Here is a 14,434-nt window from a genome sequence, read left to right as displayed (position 1 = left end):
AAGCCGCGGGTAATCAGCCCCGCTGCCAGAGTGCGTAGTGCACCTGGCCGGTCTTCTTCTCGCGGTGCAGGCGCCAGTTGCCCGGCAGCTGCAAGGTCGAGGGTGCCGCTTCGCTTTCGGTGTAGACCCATGCCTGCTCGCCCAGCCACTGATTCTGCTCCAGCATGTTGCAGGTGTTGGCCAGCAGGTCCTGATGGAACGGCGGGTCGAGGAACACGACATCGAACTGCTGCTTGGCCGGGCCTTGCAGGTAGCGCAGGGCGTCGGTTTGCAGGATTTGCCCGCGAGGGCAGCGCAGGATTTCGAGGTTGTTCTTCAGGTTGGCGATGGCCGCAGGGTTGCTGTCCAGCGCCACGGCGTCCTCGGCCCCACGGGACAGGGCTTCGAGCACCAGGGCACCACTACCGGTGAAGGCGTCCAGCACGCGGGCGCCCTCGATGTAGGGGGCCAGCCAGTTGAATACGGTTTCCCGCACGCGGTCAGGCGTTGGCCGCAGGCCTTCGCCTTCCGGCACCGCCAGGCGGCGGCTGCGCCATTCGCCGGCGATGATGCGCAGGTGGCCCTGGCCCTTGCTTTGGCCCGCTTGCGGGCGGGCGGGAGGGGTGGATCTTGGCATTAGTGCTCCGGTACCCCGAGCGGTTGCTCGGAGGGCTTGTCAGTGGGTGCTGGCAGCGGTTTTTGTGGCACTTTCGGGCCAACGGTGACGATCACCAGTTTATCGGCTGACAGGTGTTTGTTCATGGCTGCCTTGACCTGTTCGACGGTAAGGGCCTGGGACTGTTGCATGAAGTCCTCAAGCCAGGTCAGCGGCAAGTTGTAGAAGCCGATTGCGCCCAGTTGGCCGACGATGCTGGCATTACTGGCGTTGGACAGCGGAAAGCTGCCGGCCAGCTCGCGCTTGGCATCGTCCAGTTCCTGTTGGGTCGGGCCCGTCTTCAGGTAGTCGGCGAGAATGCCTTGCACCAGCTTGAGCGTACCTTCGCTGAGCTCGGCACGGGTTTGCAGGTTGATCATGAACGGGCCGCGTACCTGCATCGGGCTGAATACCGAGTACACGCCGTAGGTCAGGCCGCGCTTCTCTCTCACCTCGCTCATCAGCCGGGTACCGAAGGCGCCACCGCCAAGGATCTGGTTGCCCATGGACAGGGCTGGCCAGTCCGGGTCCTGGCGGTCGATCCCCAGTTCGGCCAGCATCAGGTGGGTCTGCTTGGACGGGAAGTCGATGTGGGTCAGGCCGGCCTTGGCGTCTGCGGGTTGGGCCGGTGCGGCCAGCGCAGGGCCCTTGGGCAGGCCGGCAGACACCTGTGCGGCGATGGCTTCGGCCTCTGCACGGCTGAGGTCGCCGACCAGGGCGATTACCGCATTGCCGCCGGTATAGGCCTTTGCGTGGAACGCGCGCAACTGCGCAAGGCTGATGCCCGTGATGCTCTCGGCGGTGCCGTCGCTTGGGTGGGCGTAGGGGTGGTCGCCATAGAGCTTGCCGAAAAGGGCCTTGCCGGCGATCTTGCCGGGGTTTTGCTTCTCATACTCGAAGCCAGCCAGCATCTGGTTCTTGATGCGCTTGAGGGCATCCTCGGGGAATGTCGGCTTGCCCGCCACCTCTGTAAACAGTTTGAGGGCCGGTTCGCGCTTGTCCTTGGCACTGAGGCTGCGCAGCGATGCGACGGCCATGTCGCGGTAGGAGCCGTTGCCAAAGTCTGCACCCAGGCCTTCGAAGCCCTCGGCGATGGCGGTGACGTCCTTGCCGGCCACGCCCTCGTTGAGCATGGCGTTGGTCAGAGCGGCCAGGCCTGGCGTGCCGCCATCCTGGCTGCTGCCGGCGGCGAAGGTGACACGCAGGTCGAACATGGGCAGTTCGCGAGCCTCGACGAACAGCACCCGGGCACCCTCGGCGGTGTTCCAGTGCTGGATGTTCAACTGACGCCGGCTGGGTGCCTTGCCATTCAGTTCGGCCAGCGACTGCAAGGTGTTGGCCGGGCGGGCCGCGCTGCTGTCGGCCTTGGCAGCGTTATCGGCCATGGCCGGAGCGGCCAGCACTGCCGCCAGCGCCAGGGCACGAATGCCCGTGGCCAGCAGGGTTGGGCGTGGTGCGCGGCGATCACTCATGGGCGGACTCCTCGGGCAGTACATGGGCAACGCTCAGGCGTTCGCGGGTGAAGTAGGTGCGCGCGGCGTTCTGGATGTCCTGCGGGGTGACGCGCTTGAGCTCGTCCAGTTCGCTGTCGATCAGCTTCCAGGACAGGCCGACGGTTTCCAGCTGGCCGATGGTGGTGGCCTGGCTGCTGATGGAGTCGCGGTCGTAGACCAGGCCGGCGATGACCTGGGCGCGTACGCGTTCCAGCTCTTCGGCGCTGGGCGGCGTGCTCTTGAGTTCTTCAAGCAGCTGCCAGATGCCTTTCTCGACGTCGGCGAGGGTTTTCTGCTTCTGCACATTCGGCGTCGCCGAGATCAGGAACAGGCTGTCGCCGCGGGTGAAGGCGTTGTAGCTGGACGACGCGCCGGCCACCAGTTCCTGGCCACGCTCCAGGCGGGCCGGCATGCGGGCGCTGTAGCCGCCGTCGAGCAGTGCCGAGATCAGGCGCAGGGCATGTACCGTCCGAGGGTCCTTGGCGGTGGGCAGACCGGGCACGTTGAAGCCGTAGATCAGGCTTGGCAGCTGGGTGCGTACGTGCAGGGTCAACTGGCGCCAACCTGGTTCAGCCAGCTCCAGAGGCAGCTTGGCTGGCGGTACGGCGCGCTTGGGAATATTGCCGAAATACTTCTGCGCCAGGCCCTTGACCTCGTCGGCGGTGACATCACCGACCACCACCAGGGTGGCGTTGTTGGGGGCGTACCAGGACTCGTACCAGTGGCGCATTTCCTCGACCTTCATGCGCTCCAGGTCGGCCATCCAGCCAATGGTCGGCGTGTGGTAGCCGCTGGCCGGATAGGCCATGGCGCGGAACAGCTCGAATGCCTTGGCATTGGGCTGGTCGTCGGTGCGCAGGCGGCGTTCTTCCTTGATGACCTCGATTTCGCGGCTGAACTCGTCGGCAGGCAGGCGCAGGCTGGCAAGGCGGTCGGCCTCCAGTTCCAGGGCTACCGGCAGGCGGTCGCGGGCCAGCACTTGGTAATAGGCGGTGTAATCGTCGCTGGTGAAGGCGTTTTCATCGGCGCCGAGGTCACGCAGAATGCGCGAGGCCTCGCCGGGGCCGACCTTGGCGCTGCCCTTGAACATCATGTGTTCCAGCGCATGGGACAAGCCGGTCTGGCCCGGGGTCTCGTAGCTGGAGCCGACCTTGTACCAGATCTGCGAGACCACCACCGGGGCACGATGGTCTTCGCGGACCACGACCTTCAGGCCATTGTCGAGGATGAATTCGTGGGTGGGTTGCACATCGGCGGCGAAGGCCGCGAGCGGCAGGCAAAGCGTGCCGAGCAACAGGCCAGCGGCGCGGCGGGCTAGAGCATTCATACGGTGTTTAACCTGTTCGGCGGCCCGCTGGGTTTAGCGTCGGCGGGCCAGGAGGTGCTAGGATACTGATCCGGTTGCCTGGCGACCATGCCTGTCGCCGTTCTGGCCCACAGGACACTAAGTCAAAACGTTGCGCATGAACCAGCCGGCTTCAAGATAGTCTGTTCTGCGTAGAGAGAATTCCCGATTGGCCGTAGCTGGCCTATCGCTACCCTGAGATAGCCGTCTTCCATGTTTGGTTCCAACGACGACAAAAAAGCGCCGGCCGAGGCTGGTGAGAAGAAAGGCCTGTTCAGCTGGTTTCGCAAGAAGCCGCAGCCACCTGCGGGAGCGGGCGTGCCCGCGCATGAACCCCCCGCTGTCGAGCAGTCTGCAGCCGCTCCGGTCGAGGGATCTGCCGCCGAAGCGCCACAGGCCCCCGAACCCGTTCAGGCCGTTGCGGCCCCACAGCTGGCTGAGCCGCAGCCGGTCGCCGCACCCCCCCGGCCTCCGGTAGTCGAGGCCCCCGTCCCTGAACCGGTTGCGTCGCAGCCGTTGCAGGCGCCTGAGCCAGAGCCGGTCGCATCCCAGCCGCTGGTGGCACCTGCCCCGCAGCCGGTTGCGTCCATGCCCTTGCAGGCGGCCCCTGTGGAGTCTGCCCCTGTCGAGGCCGCAGCGCCGGTCAGCAACCTGGTGCTGCCGGTTGCCGAAGAGCCCGTGGCCCTGGTGCCGGACCTGGAGCCGAAGGCACCGCCCGCAATCCCGGAACGCGCGGCACCAGCCCCTGTTGCTGCACCCGTCGAACAGGCCAAGCCCGGCTTCTTCGCGCGCCTCAAGCAAGGCCTGTCCAAGACCAGTGCCAGCATCGGCGAGGGCATGGCCAGCCTGTTCCTCGGCAAGAAGGTCATCGACGACGACCTGCTCGACGAAATCGAGACGCGCCTGCTGACTGCCGACGTGGGTGTGGAGGCTACCTCGGCCATTGTCCAGAACCTGACCCAGAAGGTCGCGCGCAAGCAGTTGGCCGATGCCGATGCCCTGTACAAATCGTTGCAGGAAGAACTGGCTGCGCTGCTGCGCCCGGTCGAGCAGCCGCTGAACGTACAGGCCCAGAACAAACCCTATGTGATCCTTGTGGTTGGCGTGAACGGCGCCGGCAAGACCACCACCATTGGCAAACTGGCGAAAAAGCTGCAACTGGAAGGCAAGAAGGTCATGCTGGCTGCCGGTGATACCTTCCGCGCAGCGGCGGTCGAGCAGTTGCAGGTGTGGGGCGAGCGTAACCAGATTCCGGTGATCGCCCAGCACACGGGCGCCGACTCTGCTTCGGTAATCTTCGATGCCGTGCAGGCCGCCAAGGCGCGTGGCGTCGACGTGCTGATCGCCGACACTGCCGGCCGCCTGCACACCAAAGACAACCTGATGGAAGAGCTGAAGAAGGTTCGCCGGGTCATCGGCAAGCTCGACGTTGAGGCGCCGCACGAGGTGCTGCTGGTGCTTGACGCCGGCACCGGCCAGAACGCCATCAGTCAGGCCAAGTACTTCAACCAGAGCGTCGAGCTGACCGGCCTGGCCCTGACCAAGCTGGACGGCACTGCCAAGGGCGGGGTGATCTTCGCCCTGGCCAAGCAGTTCAACATCCCGATCCGTTTCATCGGCGTCGGTGAAGGCATCGACGACCTGCGTACCTTCGAAGCCGAGCCGTTCGTCAAGGCTCTGTTCGCCGAGCGAGATTGACCATGATCCGATTCGAGCAGGTTGCCAAGCGCTATCCCAACGGTCATGTGGGTTTGCATGAGCTGAGTTTCCGGGCGCGCCGGGGCGAATTCCTGTTCGTCACCGGCCACTCGGGCGCTGGCAAGAGCACCTTGCTGCGCCTGTTGCTGGCCATGGAGCGCCCGACCAGCGGCAAGCTGATGCTGGCAGGGCAGGACCTTGGCCAGATCAGCAATGCGCAAATCCCGTTCCTGCGCCGGCAAATCGGCGTGGTGTTCCAGAACCACCAGCTGTTGTTCGACCGCACCGTGTTCAACAACATTGCCTTGCCGCTGCAGATTCTCGGCCTGTCCAAGGTCGAGATCGCCAAGCGCGTGGACTCGGCCCTGGAGCGTGTATCGCTGTCCGACAAAGGCGAGCTGTTCCCGGCCGACCTGTCCACCGGGCAGCAGCAGCGGGTGGGTATCGCCCGCGCCATCGTTCACCAGCCGGCTCTGCTGCTGGCCGACGAGCCCACCGGTAACCTCGACCCGCGCCTGGCTGCAGAGATCATGGGCGTGTTCGAGGACATCAACCGCCTGGGCACGACGGTATTGATCGCCAGCCACGACCTGGCGCTGATCGCGCGCATGCGTCACCGCATGCTGACCTTGCAACGCGGCCGCTTGATCGGCGATGGGGAGGCCGGGCAATGAACACAACACGTACGCCGAAGGTTTCCGAGCGGGTCGCACCGAAACCGGCCGATCCGCAACCTGCGAAGAAAAAGCGCGGTGAAGACGATGATGGCCCGGACTTCCGCACCCTGCTGCATGCCTGGCTGGAAAGCCACCGTGCCAGCCTGGCCGACAGCCTGCGCCGCCTGGGCAAGCAGCCGATCGGCAGCTTCTTCACTTGCCTGGTCATGGCCGTGGCGCTGAGCATGCCGATGGGCCTGTCCTTGTTGCTGAAGAACGTCGAGCAGCTTGGCGGTTCGTGGCAACGCGCTGCGCAGATTTCGCTGTACCTCAAGCTCGATGCCGGCAGCCGCGATGGCGAAGCGCTGCGCGACGAGATCAAGGGCATGCCTGGCGTGGCGGACGCCCAGTATGTCAGCCGCGAGCAGGCCCTGGAGGAGTTCCAGCAGCAGTCCGGCCTGGGCGAGGCCTTGCGCGAACTGCCTGACAACCCACTGCCGGGTGTGGTGGTGGTAACCCCGACCGAGGTCGACAAACCGGCCCTGGACGCCTTGCGTCAGCGCCTGTCGGAGCTGCCGCGGGTGGACGTGGCGCAACTGGACCTGGTCTGGGTCGAGCGCCTGGCAGCCATCCTCAAGCTGGGTGATCGCTTCGTCTTCGGCCTGGCCGTGATGCTGATTTCTGCCCTGCTGTTAGTAATCGGTAACACAATTCGTCTACACATTGAAAACCGTCGTATCGAGATCGAAGTGATCAAGCTGGTCGGCGGCACCGACGCCTACGTGCGCCGGCCTTTCCTGTACATGGGCGCCCTGTATGGCCTGGGCGCAGGCCTGCTGGCGTGGGGCATCCTGGCGTTTGGCCTGAACTGGCTGAACGAGGCGGTGGTAGGGCTTTCCGGGCTGTATGGCAGTGACTTCGCCTTGGGCGGCGTTCCGGCTTCCGATGGTCTGTCGCTCTTGATCGGAGCAGTGTTGTTGGGGTATATCGGTGCATGGATTGCAGTCGCCCGCCACTTGAACGAGCTGGCGCCGCGATAGTTTTTACGTGCCAGCATTGACATTTTCTTCACTGTGGAACTTGTACCGTCGTTCCAGGTCAATGTTGGCAGCGCCCACAAGGTGCGAGTTTTGTAAGTCGGAGGTTCTTGAATGACCACATCGTTGCAACCTGCCTATGCCCTGGTACCCGGTGCAAACCTGGAAGCCTATGTGCACACGGTCAACAGCATCCCGCTGCTGACGGTCGAGCAGGAGCGTGATCTGGGCGAGCGTCTCTATTATGAGCAGGATGTCGAGGCCGCTCGTCAGATGGTGATGGCCCACCTGCGTTTCGTCGTACATATCGCCCGTAGTTATGCCGGCTACGGGTTGGCCCAGGCTGACCTGATCCAGGAAGGCAACGTCGGCCTGATGAAAGCCGTCAAGCGCTTCAACCCGGAAATGGGCGTGCGCCTGGTGTCGTTCGCCGTGCACTGGATCAAGGCAGAGATCCACGAGTTCATTCTGCGCAACTGGCGCATCGTCAAGGTGGCTACCACCAAGGCTCAGCGCAAGCTGTTCTTCAACCTGCGTAGCCAGAAGAAGCGCCTGGCGTGGCTGAACAACGACGAAGTGCATCGCGTGGCGGAAAGCCTTGGCGTCGAGCCGCGCGAAGTGCGCGAGATGGAAAGCCGCCTCAGCGGCCAGGACATGGCCTTTGACCCGGCAGCGGAAGCTGACGACGACAGCGCCTTCCAGTCGCCTGCGCATTACCTGGAAGACCACCGTTACGATCCGGCGGTGCAGCTTGAGGATGCCGACTGGAGTGACAACTCCACCAGCAACCTGCACGAAGCGCTGCAGGGCCTGGACGAGCGTAGCCGCGACATTCTCTACCAGCGTTGGCTGGCGGAAGAGAAGGCCACGCTGCATGAACTGGCAGACAAGTACAGCGTATCGGCTGAGCGTATTCGCCAGTTGGAGAAGAATGCGATGAACAAGGTCAAGGCACTGATCGCTGCCTGATTGAGTCTGGGTTGTAAAGAAAAGCCGCTGGCCCTATGGGGTGAGCGGCTTTTTTGTTTGGCTTTGCCGGCCTCTTCGCGGGTAAGCCCGCTCCTACAGGGGATGCGGTTGCCTGTAGGCGCGGGTTTGCCCGCGAGGAGGCCGGGGATGCGGTTGCCCGTAGGAGCGGGTTTACCCGCGAAAGGGCCGGGCCTGCATTCAAAGCTTTCTGGAGGAGTCCAGCTGCATCAGGTAGCTGGGCCCGCCCAGCTGGCTCATCTGCCGGCGAATCCAGCCGGCCCGGCTGGCCACGTAGGCACTCGGTCGGCTGGCACTCCACTTGATTGGGCTTGGCAGCACCGCTGCCAGCTGCGCTGCCTGCTGGCGGCTGAGCCGGCTGGCGTCGACGCCAAAGTGATAACGCGCCGCTGCCTGGGCACCAAACACGCCCTTGCCCCACTCGGCGCTGTTCAAATAGACCTCGAGAATCCGTTCCTTCGACCAGAACAGCTCGATCAGTGCGGTGAACCAGGCCTCCAGCCCCTTGCGAAACCAGCTGCGGCCTGACCACAGAAACAGGTTCTTGGCCACTTGTTGGGTCAGGGTGCTGGCGCCGCGAATGTTGCCGCCACGCTCGTTGTGGGCCAGCGCCGCCTGAATGGCCGGGAGGTCGAAGCCCCAGTGGCTGGCGAACTTCTGGTCCTCGCCAGCAATGACTGCAACCTTGAGCTCATCGGAGATGTTCTCCCATGGCTCCCAGTCGCGCTGCAGGTCGATCGGTTCACCATTCACCCATGACTGTACCTTGCGCTCGACCATCAGCGCCGTGCCGGGCGGTGGTACCCAGCGGAACACCAGCACCAGCACGATGCTGCCGGCAACGAACCAGAGCAGGGCGCGGGAGAGGCGACGGATAAGCGTTGACAGCATGTCGATGGCTTGGCCCTAAGGGTGGAAGGGGCCATTATACAGACCCGATACAAGGAGTCGTCCCATGCTTCGCAGCTTCCTGATGCTTGCCGCCTTTTTTGGCTTTACCGGTGTCGCCCTGGGCGCCTTCGCCGCTCATGGCCTGAAAAACCGGCTGACGGCTGACTACCTGGCAATCTTCCATACCGGCGTGACTTACCAACTGGTCCATGCCTTGGCGATCTTCGGCGTTGCGGTGCTCTCGGCGCACCTGCCCGGGCGCCTGGTCGGGTGGGCTGGCGGCCTGTTTGCGTTGGGCATCGTGCTGTTCTCCGGCAGCCTGTACCTGCTGACCCTCAGTGGCCTTGGCAAGCTTGGCATCATCACCCCGATTGGTGGCTTGTGCTTCCTTGTCGGCTGGCTGTGCCTGGGCCTGGCAGCCTGGCGGCTGGGCTGACCGAGTGGTCCACAATCACGACTAATGGCGCGCACCGCCCTTGGGTTGCAGGGCGGTTCGGCGCTAGAATGCTGGCCCCAAAGAACAATGGTGGCCGTGCGCATGCGCATTAAATTGAACGGTGAACCTTACGAACTGCCTGCCGGCGAAAGCGTTGCAGCCCTGCTGGCGCGCCTGGAGCTGACCGGGCGCCGTGTTGCAGTGGAACTGAACCTGGATATCGTGCCGCGTAGCCAGCACGACAGCACGCTGCTGAATGACGGCGACCAGGTCGAAGTGGTCCACGCCATCGGTGGCGGCTGACAGCAGCCCGGCGGTTCACAAGCAAGCCCTGCAACCTTTTCCCGAGGAACAACGATGAGCAACGTTCGTAGCGACAAGCCCTTCACCCTGGCCGGGCGTACTTTCCAGTCGCGCCTGCTGGTCGGTACCGGCAAGTACCGTGACATGGAAGAAACCCGCCTGGCCACCGAGGCCTCGGGTGCCGAAATCGTCACCGTCGCTGTGCGCCGCACCAACCTTGGCCAGAACGCGGGCGAGCCGAACCTGCTCGATGTACTGTCGCCCGACAAGTACACCATCCTGCCGAACACTGCAGGCTGCTTTGACGCGGTGGAAGCGGTACGCACTTGCCGTCTGGCCCGCGAACTGCTCGATGGGCGCAAATCGCACGAGTCCCGGACGCTGGTGAAGCTGGAAGTGCTGGCCGACCAGAAAACCCTGTTCCCCAACGTGATCGAAACCCTCAAGGCAGCCGAAGTGCTGGTCAAGGAAGGCTTCGACGTCATGGTCTACACCAGCGACGATCCGATCATCGCCCGTCAGCTGGCCGAAGTCGGCTGCATCGCGGTCATGCCGCTGGCTGGCCTGATTGGCACCGGTCTGGGTATCTGCAACCCCTACAACCTGCAGATCATCCTGGAAGAATCCAAGGTACCGGTGCTGGTCGATGCCGGTGTGGGTACCGCCTCCGACGCCACCATCGCCATGGAAATGGGCTGTGAGGCGGTGCTGATGAACTCGGCCATCGCCCACGCCCAGCAGCCAGTGCTGATGGCCGAGGCCATGAAACACGCCATTGTCGCGGGTCGCATGGCCTACCTGGCTGGTCGTATGCCGAAGAAACTCTATGCCAGCGCCTCCTCGCCGCTGGATGGTCTGATCAAGTAAGAGCAACTGATGACTGAATCGCACGATACGCCGATCACCCCCGACGGCGAAGCCCGCCCACACCGCCGCATCAAGAGCTTCGTGATGCGTGCCGGGCGCATGACCGAAGGCCAGCAACGCGGTCTGGACCAAGGCGGCCCGCTGTACATCCTGCCACTGGCTGATAGCCCGGTGGACTACGACCAGGTGTTCGGCCGTTCGGCCCCGCGCACCTTGGAGATCGGCTTCGGCATGGGCCATTCCCTGCTGGAAATGGCCGCTGCCGCACCTGAGCAGGATTTCATCGGTGTGGAAGTGCACCGCCCGGGTGTTGGCGCGCTGCTCAATGGCGTGCTGACCCAGGGGCTGAAAAACCTGCGGGTGTATGACTGCGATGCCATCGAAGTGCTGAACCGCTGCGTGGCGGATAACAGCCTCGATCGGTTGATGCTGTTCTTCCCAGACCCTTGGCACAAGGCACGTCATCACAAGCGCCGCATTGTCCAGCTGGAGTTCGCCGAGCTGGTACGTCGCAAGCTCAAGCCCGGTGGTGTGTTCCACATGGCCACCGATTGGGAGCCGTATGCCGAGTACATGCTGGAAGTGATGAGCGCAGCTCCTGGCTATCGCAACCGTGCGGCAGACGGCACCTATGTGCCGCGCCCCGAAGAGCGCCCGATCACCAAGTTCGAACGCCGCGGTGAGCGGCTGGGGCACGGGGTGTGGGACTTGAAGTTCGAGAAGGTGGATTGAGCGGCTGATACGGCCTTTTCGGTAAAACCGCCCTGAAAAGGGCGGTTTTTTCTTTGTAGGAGCGGGTTTACCCGCGAATACGGTAGCGGCGCCCACGGTGAAGGGCGGGTGGAGATTGGCCAGCAGGGCCGGCCCTTTCGCGGTTGAATCCGCTCCTACAAGGGGTCATTCGCTCAGCCGCGGCGATCCGCCACCACGCCAATCAATACCAGCACCACCAGTAACACAGGCGCCAGCGCATAGTTGTTGAACTGGCTGAGCCCCTTCACCACCCACGGTGTGGCATAGATCAGCGCAGCACCGCTACCGATCATGACCATCAGCGCCATGAACGGCACGCGCAGGGCGCCCGCGAGGCCGCCCAGGCGCTGCTCGGCCCAGGCTTTGACATCGGTGCCGAACAGCACCAGCAGGCAGCCTACCAAGGCCAGTGAAATCTCCGACAGGTTGCTGCGGCTCCAGCGGGAAACCGTCGCGAGCAGATCAAGTACCAGATCCATGGGTCATCCTCAGGTCAAGAAATACTGCAGCAGGTCATTGAGGAACAACTGGCCCCTCGGCGTGGCTACCAGTCGATCCGGTTCGACCTGTAAAAGGCCCTTTTGTTCGGCGGCACGGCGTGCTTCCTGTAGCTGTGCCAGTGGCAAGCCGGTGCGCTGGGTGAACAGTTCGGCTTCCACGCCATCGGTCAGGCGCAGGGCGTTCATCAGGAACTCGAACGGCAGTTCATCGACTGGCAGCAGCTTCTCGCCGGCCCTGAACGGCTTGGCCAGGTTCAGGTAGTCCTTGGGCAGGCGGGTCTTCCAGGTACGCAGGATGCGCCCGTCGGCGAAGGTGAGCTTGCCGTGGGCGCCGGCACCAATGCCGATGAAGTCGCCGAAGCGCCAGTAGTTGAGGTTGTGCCGGGCGGCGCGGCCTGCCTGGGCGTAGGCCGATACCTCGTACTGGCGGTAGCCGTGCTCGGCCATCAGCGCTTGGCCGGCTTCCTGAATATCCCAGAGGATGTCGTCTTCGGGCAGCTCTGGCGGCTGGTTCCAGAACACCGTGTTCGGTTCCACGGTCAGCTGATACCACGACAGGTGGGTCGGCCCCAGGTCGATGGCCTGGCGCAGGTCACCCAGCGCGTCGTCCAGCGACTGGTCGGGCAGGCCGTGCATCAGGTCCATGTTGAAATTGTCGAAACCGGCCGCGCGCGCCATGCCGGCGGCTCGAACCGCTTCGTCGCCATTGTGGATGCGCCCCAGTGCCTCCAGCTTGGCTGGCTGAAAGCTCTGCACACCGATCGAAAGACGGTTGATGCCGGTCTGCCGGTAGGCCTTGAACTTGTCCTGCTCGAAGGTGCCCGGGTTGGCTTCGAGGGTGATCTCGATGTCTGGCGCGAACGGAATACGTTGCTCTACGCCACGCAGTAGCCGGCCAAGGGCGCTGGCACTGAACAGGCTTGGCGTACCGCCACCGAAGAAGATCGAGCTGATCGGGCGACCTTGTACGGCAGCCAGCTCCTGGTCGAGGTCGTCGAGCAGGGCTGTGACGTAGGCATCTTCCGGTAGTTCAGGCCCGGCTGCGTGGGAGTTGAAGTCGCAATAAGGGCATTTGCGTACGCACCACGGAATGTGGATGTACAGCGCCAGCGGCGGCAGGCTGCTAAAGCCTGCCGCGCCGGGGGGCGACAGCATTTCGATCATGCCAGGCCCAGACGTTTGCGCAGCAGGGCCATGGCACGGGCGCGGTGGCTGAGCTGGTTCTTGTCTGCTGGGGCTAGATCGGCGCTGGAGCAGTTGCGCTCCGGTACCCAGAACAGCGGATCGTAGCCAAAGCCCTGGTCGCCGCTGGCCTCGAACAGGATGCGCCCGTGCCACAGGCCTTCGCACAGGATCGGCAACGGGTCGTCGGCGTGGCGCACCAGCGCCAGAACGCAGACGAACTGTGCACTGCGCTCAGCTTCAGGCACGTCTTTCAAGGCTTCGAGCAGCTTGGCGTTGTTTGCCGCGTCACCTTTGCCATCGGCATAGCGCGCCGAGTAGATGCCCGGCGCGCCACCGAGGAAGTCCACCGCCAGTCCAGAGTCATCGGCCAAGGCCGGCAGGCCGGAAATGCGGGCGGCGTTGCGCGCCTTGAGGATGGCGTTCTCGACAAACGACAGGCCGGTTTCTTCCGGCTCCACCTGGCTGAACTCACCAATCGAGTGCAGCTGCACGGAATGGCCGAGCATGGCCTGGAGTTCCTTCAGTTTGCCGGCATTGTGGCTGGCCAATACGAGTTGCTGGAAATTCATCATTCGCCTGGGAACACTTCCTGGTTGAAGCTGAGAGAGTTGCTGATGCCGCCGGTTTCGATGTTCAAGTCGAAGGTGACGGTTTCTGGCTGATCGATCTTGAACTGGGCGATGTAATACACCGCGCCCTGTTCGGTAATCTGCTTGAACGACAGCGGGCTGCTGCGCCCGGTCAGGTCACTGACCTTACCGCTGACCAGTGCTGGGGTGGGCTTGCCGGCCTTGAGCACGGCAATGTTGAGCACGCCCTGGTTCTTGCTGCGCACCAGGCCGGTGGCCGCGGCCACCTTGGGTGTGAGCATGCTCGAGGTGAATGCGCTGTAGTGCACCGTCACGTCGCCAAATACCTCCTTGCGCTCGGGGCGTGCGGCATCGGCAGCCAATACTGGCAGGGCCAGGCACAGGCTGATCAGGAACAGGGCTAGGCGACGCATGGTGCGATTCCTCCGGTGGGCGTCAGACCGCGAGCTGATGCTCTTGCAGGCCCGGACTGCTGACGCGGTAGATGCCGATCTCACCTAGAAGATTAGGCCATAGCCGGCCACCCCACCCGTTGCGGTGCAAGTGGTCGACCGCCAGGCGGTCGAGTACCTTGGCCCGGCGTTCGTGCACAAGTTCTTCGAAGTCGGCGAAGGTGCAGAAGTGGATGTTCGGCGTGTTGTACCAGGTATACGGCATGAAGTCCGATACCGGCATGCGGCCTTTGGTCGCCAGGTACCAGCGGCAGCGCCAGTGGCCGAAGTTCGGGAAGGTGATGATGCACTGACGGCCCACTCGCAGCATTTCGTCGAGGATGCGGTCGGGGTATTCCACGGCCTGCAGGGCTTGGGTCATGATCACCACGTCGAAGCTGTTGCTGGCGAAGTTGCCCAGGCCTTTGTCCAGGTCTTGTTCGATGACGTTGACACCCTTGGCCACGCAGGCGGCGATATTGTCGGCGTCGATTTCCAGGCCATAGCCGGTGACCTGTTTGCGGTCACGCAGCGAGGCCAGCAGTTCGCCGCTACCGCAGCCCAGGTCGAGTACCCGGCTGCCGGCGGGGATCCAGTCGTGGATGATTTCCAGATCGGCTCTCATGCT

At 63.7% G+C, this 14,434-nt stretch carries 16 protein-coding genes and 1 pseudogene; 8 read left to right on the top strand and 9 right to left on the bottom strand.

The window, feature by feature from the left end:
* Positions 1–13: 13 nt before the first annotated feature.
* Genes rsmD through LU682_RS27790 form a run of 3 tightly spaced genes read right to left on the bottom strand, consistent with a single transcriptional unit; the run spans position 14 to position 3,454 of the window.
* Positions 14–616, bottom strand: a complete 603-nt coding sequence (rsmD, locus tag LU682_RS27800) for a 16S rRNA (guanine(966)-N(2))-methyltransferase RsmD (RefSeq protein ID WP_010955651.1) — start codon at positions 614–616, stop codon at positions 14–16.
* On the bottom strand, positions 616–2,106 hold the full coding sequence (locus LU682_RS27795; RefSeq protein ID WP_010955650.1) for a M16 family metallopeptidase: 1,491 nt from the start codon (positions 2,104–2,106) through the stop codon (positions 616–618). The genes rsmD and LU682_RS27795 overlap by 1 nt, the downstream gene beginning before the upstream one ends.
* Complete coding sequence (locus LU682_RS27790; RefSeq protein WP_232885746.1) at positions 2,099–3,454, bottom strand: M16 family metallopeptidase; 1,356 nt, start codon at positions 3,452–3,454, stop codon at positions 2,099–2,101. The genes LU682_RS27795 and LU682_RS27790 overlap by 8 nt, the downstream gene beginning before the upstream one ends.
* 231 nt (positions 3,455–3,685) lie before the next feature.
* Here LU682_RS27790 and ftsY point away from each other — a divergent pair, with 231 nt between their 5' ends.
* The 4 genes from ftsY (at position 3,686) to rpoH (ending at position 7,832) form a co-directional block, all read left to right on the top strand.
* Positions 3,686–5,170, top strand: coding sequence for a signal recognition particle-docking protein FtsY (ftsY, locus tag LU682_RS27785; protein ID WP_010955649.1), 1,485 nt, complete (start codon positions 3,686–3,688; stop codon positions 5,168–5,170).
* A gap of 2 nt (positions 5,171–5,172) precedes the next feature.
* Positions 5,173–5,844: a cell division ATP-binding protein FtsE gene (gene ftsE, locus LU682_RS27780; protein ID WP_003249079.1), complete on the top strand. Its 672-nt coding sequence runs from the start codon at positions 5,173–5,175 to the stop codon at positions 5,842–5,844.
* Complete coding sequence (ftsX, locus tag LU682_RS27775) at positions 5,841–6,866, top strand: permease-like cell division protein FtsX (protein ID WP_010955647.1); 1,026 nt, start codon at positions 5,841–5,843, stop codon at positions 6,864–6,866. The genes ftsE and ftsX overlap by 4 nt, the downstream gene beginning before the upstream one ends.
* A gap of 111 nt (positions 6,867–6,977) precedes the next feature.
* Positions 6,978–7,832, top strand: coding sequence for an RNA polymerase sigma factor RpoH (gene rpoH, locus LU682_RS27770; protein ID WP_003249083.1), 855 nt, complete (start codon positions 6,978–6,980; stop codon positions 7,830–7,832).
* Positions 7,833–8,030: 198 nt separating this feature from the next.
* Here rpoH and mtgA read toward each other — a convergent pair.
* Positions 8,031–8,776: pseudogene (gene mtgA, locus LU682_RS27765) on the bottom strand (monofunctional biosynthetic peptidoglycan transglycosylase).
* 29 nt (positions 8,777–8,805) lie between these two features.
* On the opposite strand from mtgA, the gene LU682_RS27760 reads away from it, so the two are divergent.
* The 4 genes from LU682_RS27760 (at position 8,806) to trmB (ending at position 11,079) form a co-directional block, all read left to right on the top strand.
* A complete protein-coding gene (locus LU682_RS27760; RefSeq protein WP_010955645.1) occupies positions 8,806–9,177 on the top strand; it encodes a DUF423 domain-containing protein in 372 nt (123 codons plus the stop codon).
* A gap of 102 nt (positions 9,178–9,279) precedes the next feature.
* Positions 9,280–9,480, top strand: coding sequence for a sulfur carrier protein ThiS (gene thiS, locus LU682_RS27755; protein WP_003249090.1), 201 nt, complete (start codon positions 9,280–9,282; stop codon positions 9,478–9,480).
* A gap of 54 nt (positions 9,481–9,534) precedes the next feature.
* On the top strand, positions 9,535–10,347 hold the full coding sequence (locus LU682_RS27750; RefSeq protein ID WP_003249091.1) for a thiazole synthase: 813 nt from the start codon (positions 9,535–9,537) through the stop codon (positions 10,345–10,347).
* Between the two features lie 9 nt (positions 10,348–10,356).
* Positions 10,357–11,079: a tRNA (guanosine(46)-N7)-methyltransferase TrmB gene (gene trmB / locus LU682_RS27745; protein WP_004575478.1), complete on the top strand. Its 723-nt coding sequence runs from the start codon at positions 10,357–10,359 to the stop codon at positions 11,077–11,079.
* Positions 11,080–11,252: 173 nt separating this feature from the next.
* Here the strand turns inward: trmB and LU682_RS27740 are convergent, their stop codons facing one another.
* The 5 genes from LU682_RS27740 to metW are packed head-to-tail and all read right to left on the bottom strand — an operon-like array spanning position 11,253 to position 14,431.
* A complete protein-coding gene (locus LU682_RS27740) occupies positions 11,253–11,579 on the bottom strand; it encodes a DUF3392 domain-containing protein (protein ID WP_003249095.1) in 327 nt (108 codons plus the stop codon).
* Between the two features lie 9 nt (positions 11,580–11,588).
* Positions 11,589–12,764 carry a radical SAM family heme chaperone HemW gene (gene hemW, locus LU682_RS27735; protein WP_010955643.1) on the bottom strand — a complete coding sequence of 392 codons (1,176 nt, stop codon included), beginning with the start codon at positions 12,762–12,764 and terminating at the stop codon, positions 11,589–11,591.
* Complete coding sequence (rdgB, locus tag LU682_RS27730; protein ID WP_010955642.1) at positions 12,761–13,357, bottom strand: RdgB/HAM1 family non-canonical purine NTP pyrophosphatase; 597 nt, start codon at positions 13,355–13,357, stop codon at positions 12,761–12,763. Before rdgB ends, hemW begins: the two co-directional genes overlap by 4 nt.
* Positions 13,354–13,788: a DUF4426 domain-containing protein gene (locus tag LU682_RS27725; protein ID WP_010955641.1), complete on the bottom strand. Its 435-nt coding sequence runs from the start codon at positions 13,786–13,788 to the stop codon at positions 13,354–13,356. The genes rdgB and LU682_RS27725 overlap by 4 nt, the downstream gene beginning before the upstream one ends.
* A 22-nt stretch (positions 13,789–13,810) precedes the next feature.
* Complete coding sequence (gene metW, locus LU682_RS27720; RefSeq protein WP_003249106.1) at positions 13,811–14,431, bottom strand: methionine biosynthesis protein MetW; 621 nt, start codon at positions 14,429–14,431, stop codon at positions 13,811–13,813.
* Positions 14,432–14,434 lie beyond the last annotated feature (3 nt).

Source organism: Pseudomonas alloputida, from assembly GCF_021283545.2.
GTDB classification, from domain to species: Bacteria; Pseudomonadota; Gammaproteobacteria; order Pseudomonadales; family Pseudomonadaceae; genus Aquipseudomonas; species Aquipseudomonas alloputida.
The sequence above is the reverse complement of the archived record's forward strand: the minus strand, read 5'-3'. Positions and strand labels throughout refer to the sequence as shown.

Excerpts from the sequence above, each read along its gene's own strand:
- rsmD (WP_010955651.1), bottom strand. The coding sequence starts at position 616 with ATGCCAAGATCCACCCCTCCCGCCCGCCCGCAAGCGGGCCAAAGCAAG.
- LU682_RS27795 (WP_010955650.1), bottom strand. The coding sequence starts at position 2,106 with ATGAGTGATCGCCGCGCACCACGCCCAACCCTGCTGGCCACGGGCATT.
- LU682_RS27790 (WP_232885746.1), bottom strand. The coding sequence starts at position 3,454 with ATGAATGCTCTAGCCCGCCGCGCCGCTGGCCTGTTGCTCGGCACGCTT.
- ftsY (WP_010955649.1), top strand. The coding sequence starts at position 3,686 with ATGTTTGGTTCCAACGACGACAAAAAAGCGCCGGCCGAGGCTGGTGAG.
- ftsE (WP_003249079.1), top strand. The coding sequence starts at position 5,173 with ATGATCCGATTCGAGCAGGTTGCCAAGCGCTATCCCAACGGTCATGTG.
- ftsX (WP_010955647.1), top strand. The coding sequence starts at position 5,841 with ATGAACACAACACGTACGCCGAAGGTTTCCGAGCGGGTCGCACCGAAA.
- rpoH (WP_003249083.1), top strand. The coding sequence starts at position 6,978 with ATGACCACATCGTTGCAACCTGCCTATGCCCTGGTACCCGGTGCAAAC.
- LU682_RS27760 (WP_010955645.1), top strand. The coding sequence starts at position 8,806 with ATGCTTCGCAGCTTCCTGATGCTTGCCGCCTTTTTTGGCTTTACCGGT.
- thiS (WP_003249090.1), top strand. The coding sequence starts at position 9,280 with ATGCGCATTAAATTGAACGGTGAACCTTACGAACTGCCTGCCGGCGAA.
- LU682_RS27750 (WP_003249091.1), top strand. The coding sequence starts at position 9,535 with ATGAGCAACGTTCGTAGCGACAAGCCCTTCACCCTGGCCGGGCGTACT.
- trmB (WP_004575478.1), top strand. The coding sequence starts at position 10,357 with ATGACTGAATCGCACGATACGCCGATCACCCCCGACGGCGAAGCCCGC.
- LU682_RS27740 (WP_003249095.1), bottom strand. The coding sequence starts at position 11,579 with ATGGATCTGGTACTTGATCTGCTCGCGACGGTTTCCCGCTGGAGCCGC.
- hemW (WP_010955643.1), bottom strand. The coding sequence starts at position 12,764 with ATGATCGAAATGCTGTCGCCCCCCGGCGCGGCAGGCTTTAGCAGCCTG.
- rdgB (WP_010955642.1), bottom strand. The coding sequence starts at position 13,357 with ATGATGAATTTCCAGCAACTCGTATTGGCCAGCCACAATGCCGGCAAA.
- LU682_RS27725 (WP_010955641.1), bottom strand. The coding sequence starts at position 13,788 with ATGCGTCGCCTAGCCCTGTTCCTGATCAGCCTGTGCCTGGCCCTGCCA.
- metW (WP_003249106.1), bottom strand. The coding sequence starts at position 14,431 with ATGAGAGCCGATCTGGAAATCATCCACGACTGGATCCCCGCCGGCAGC.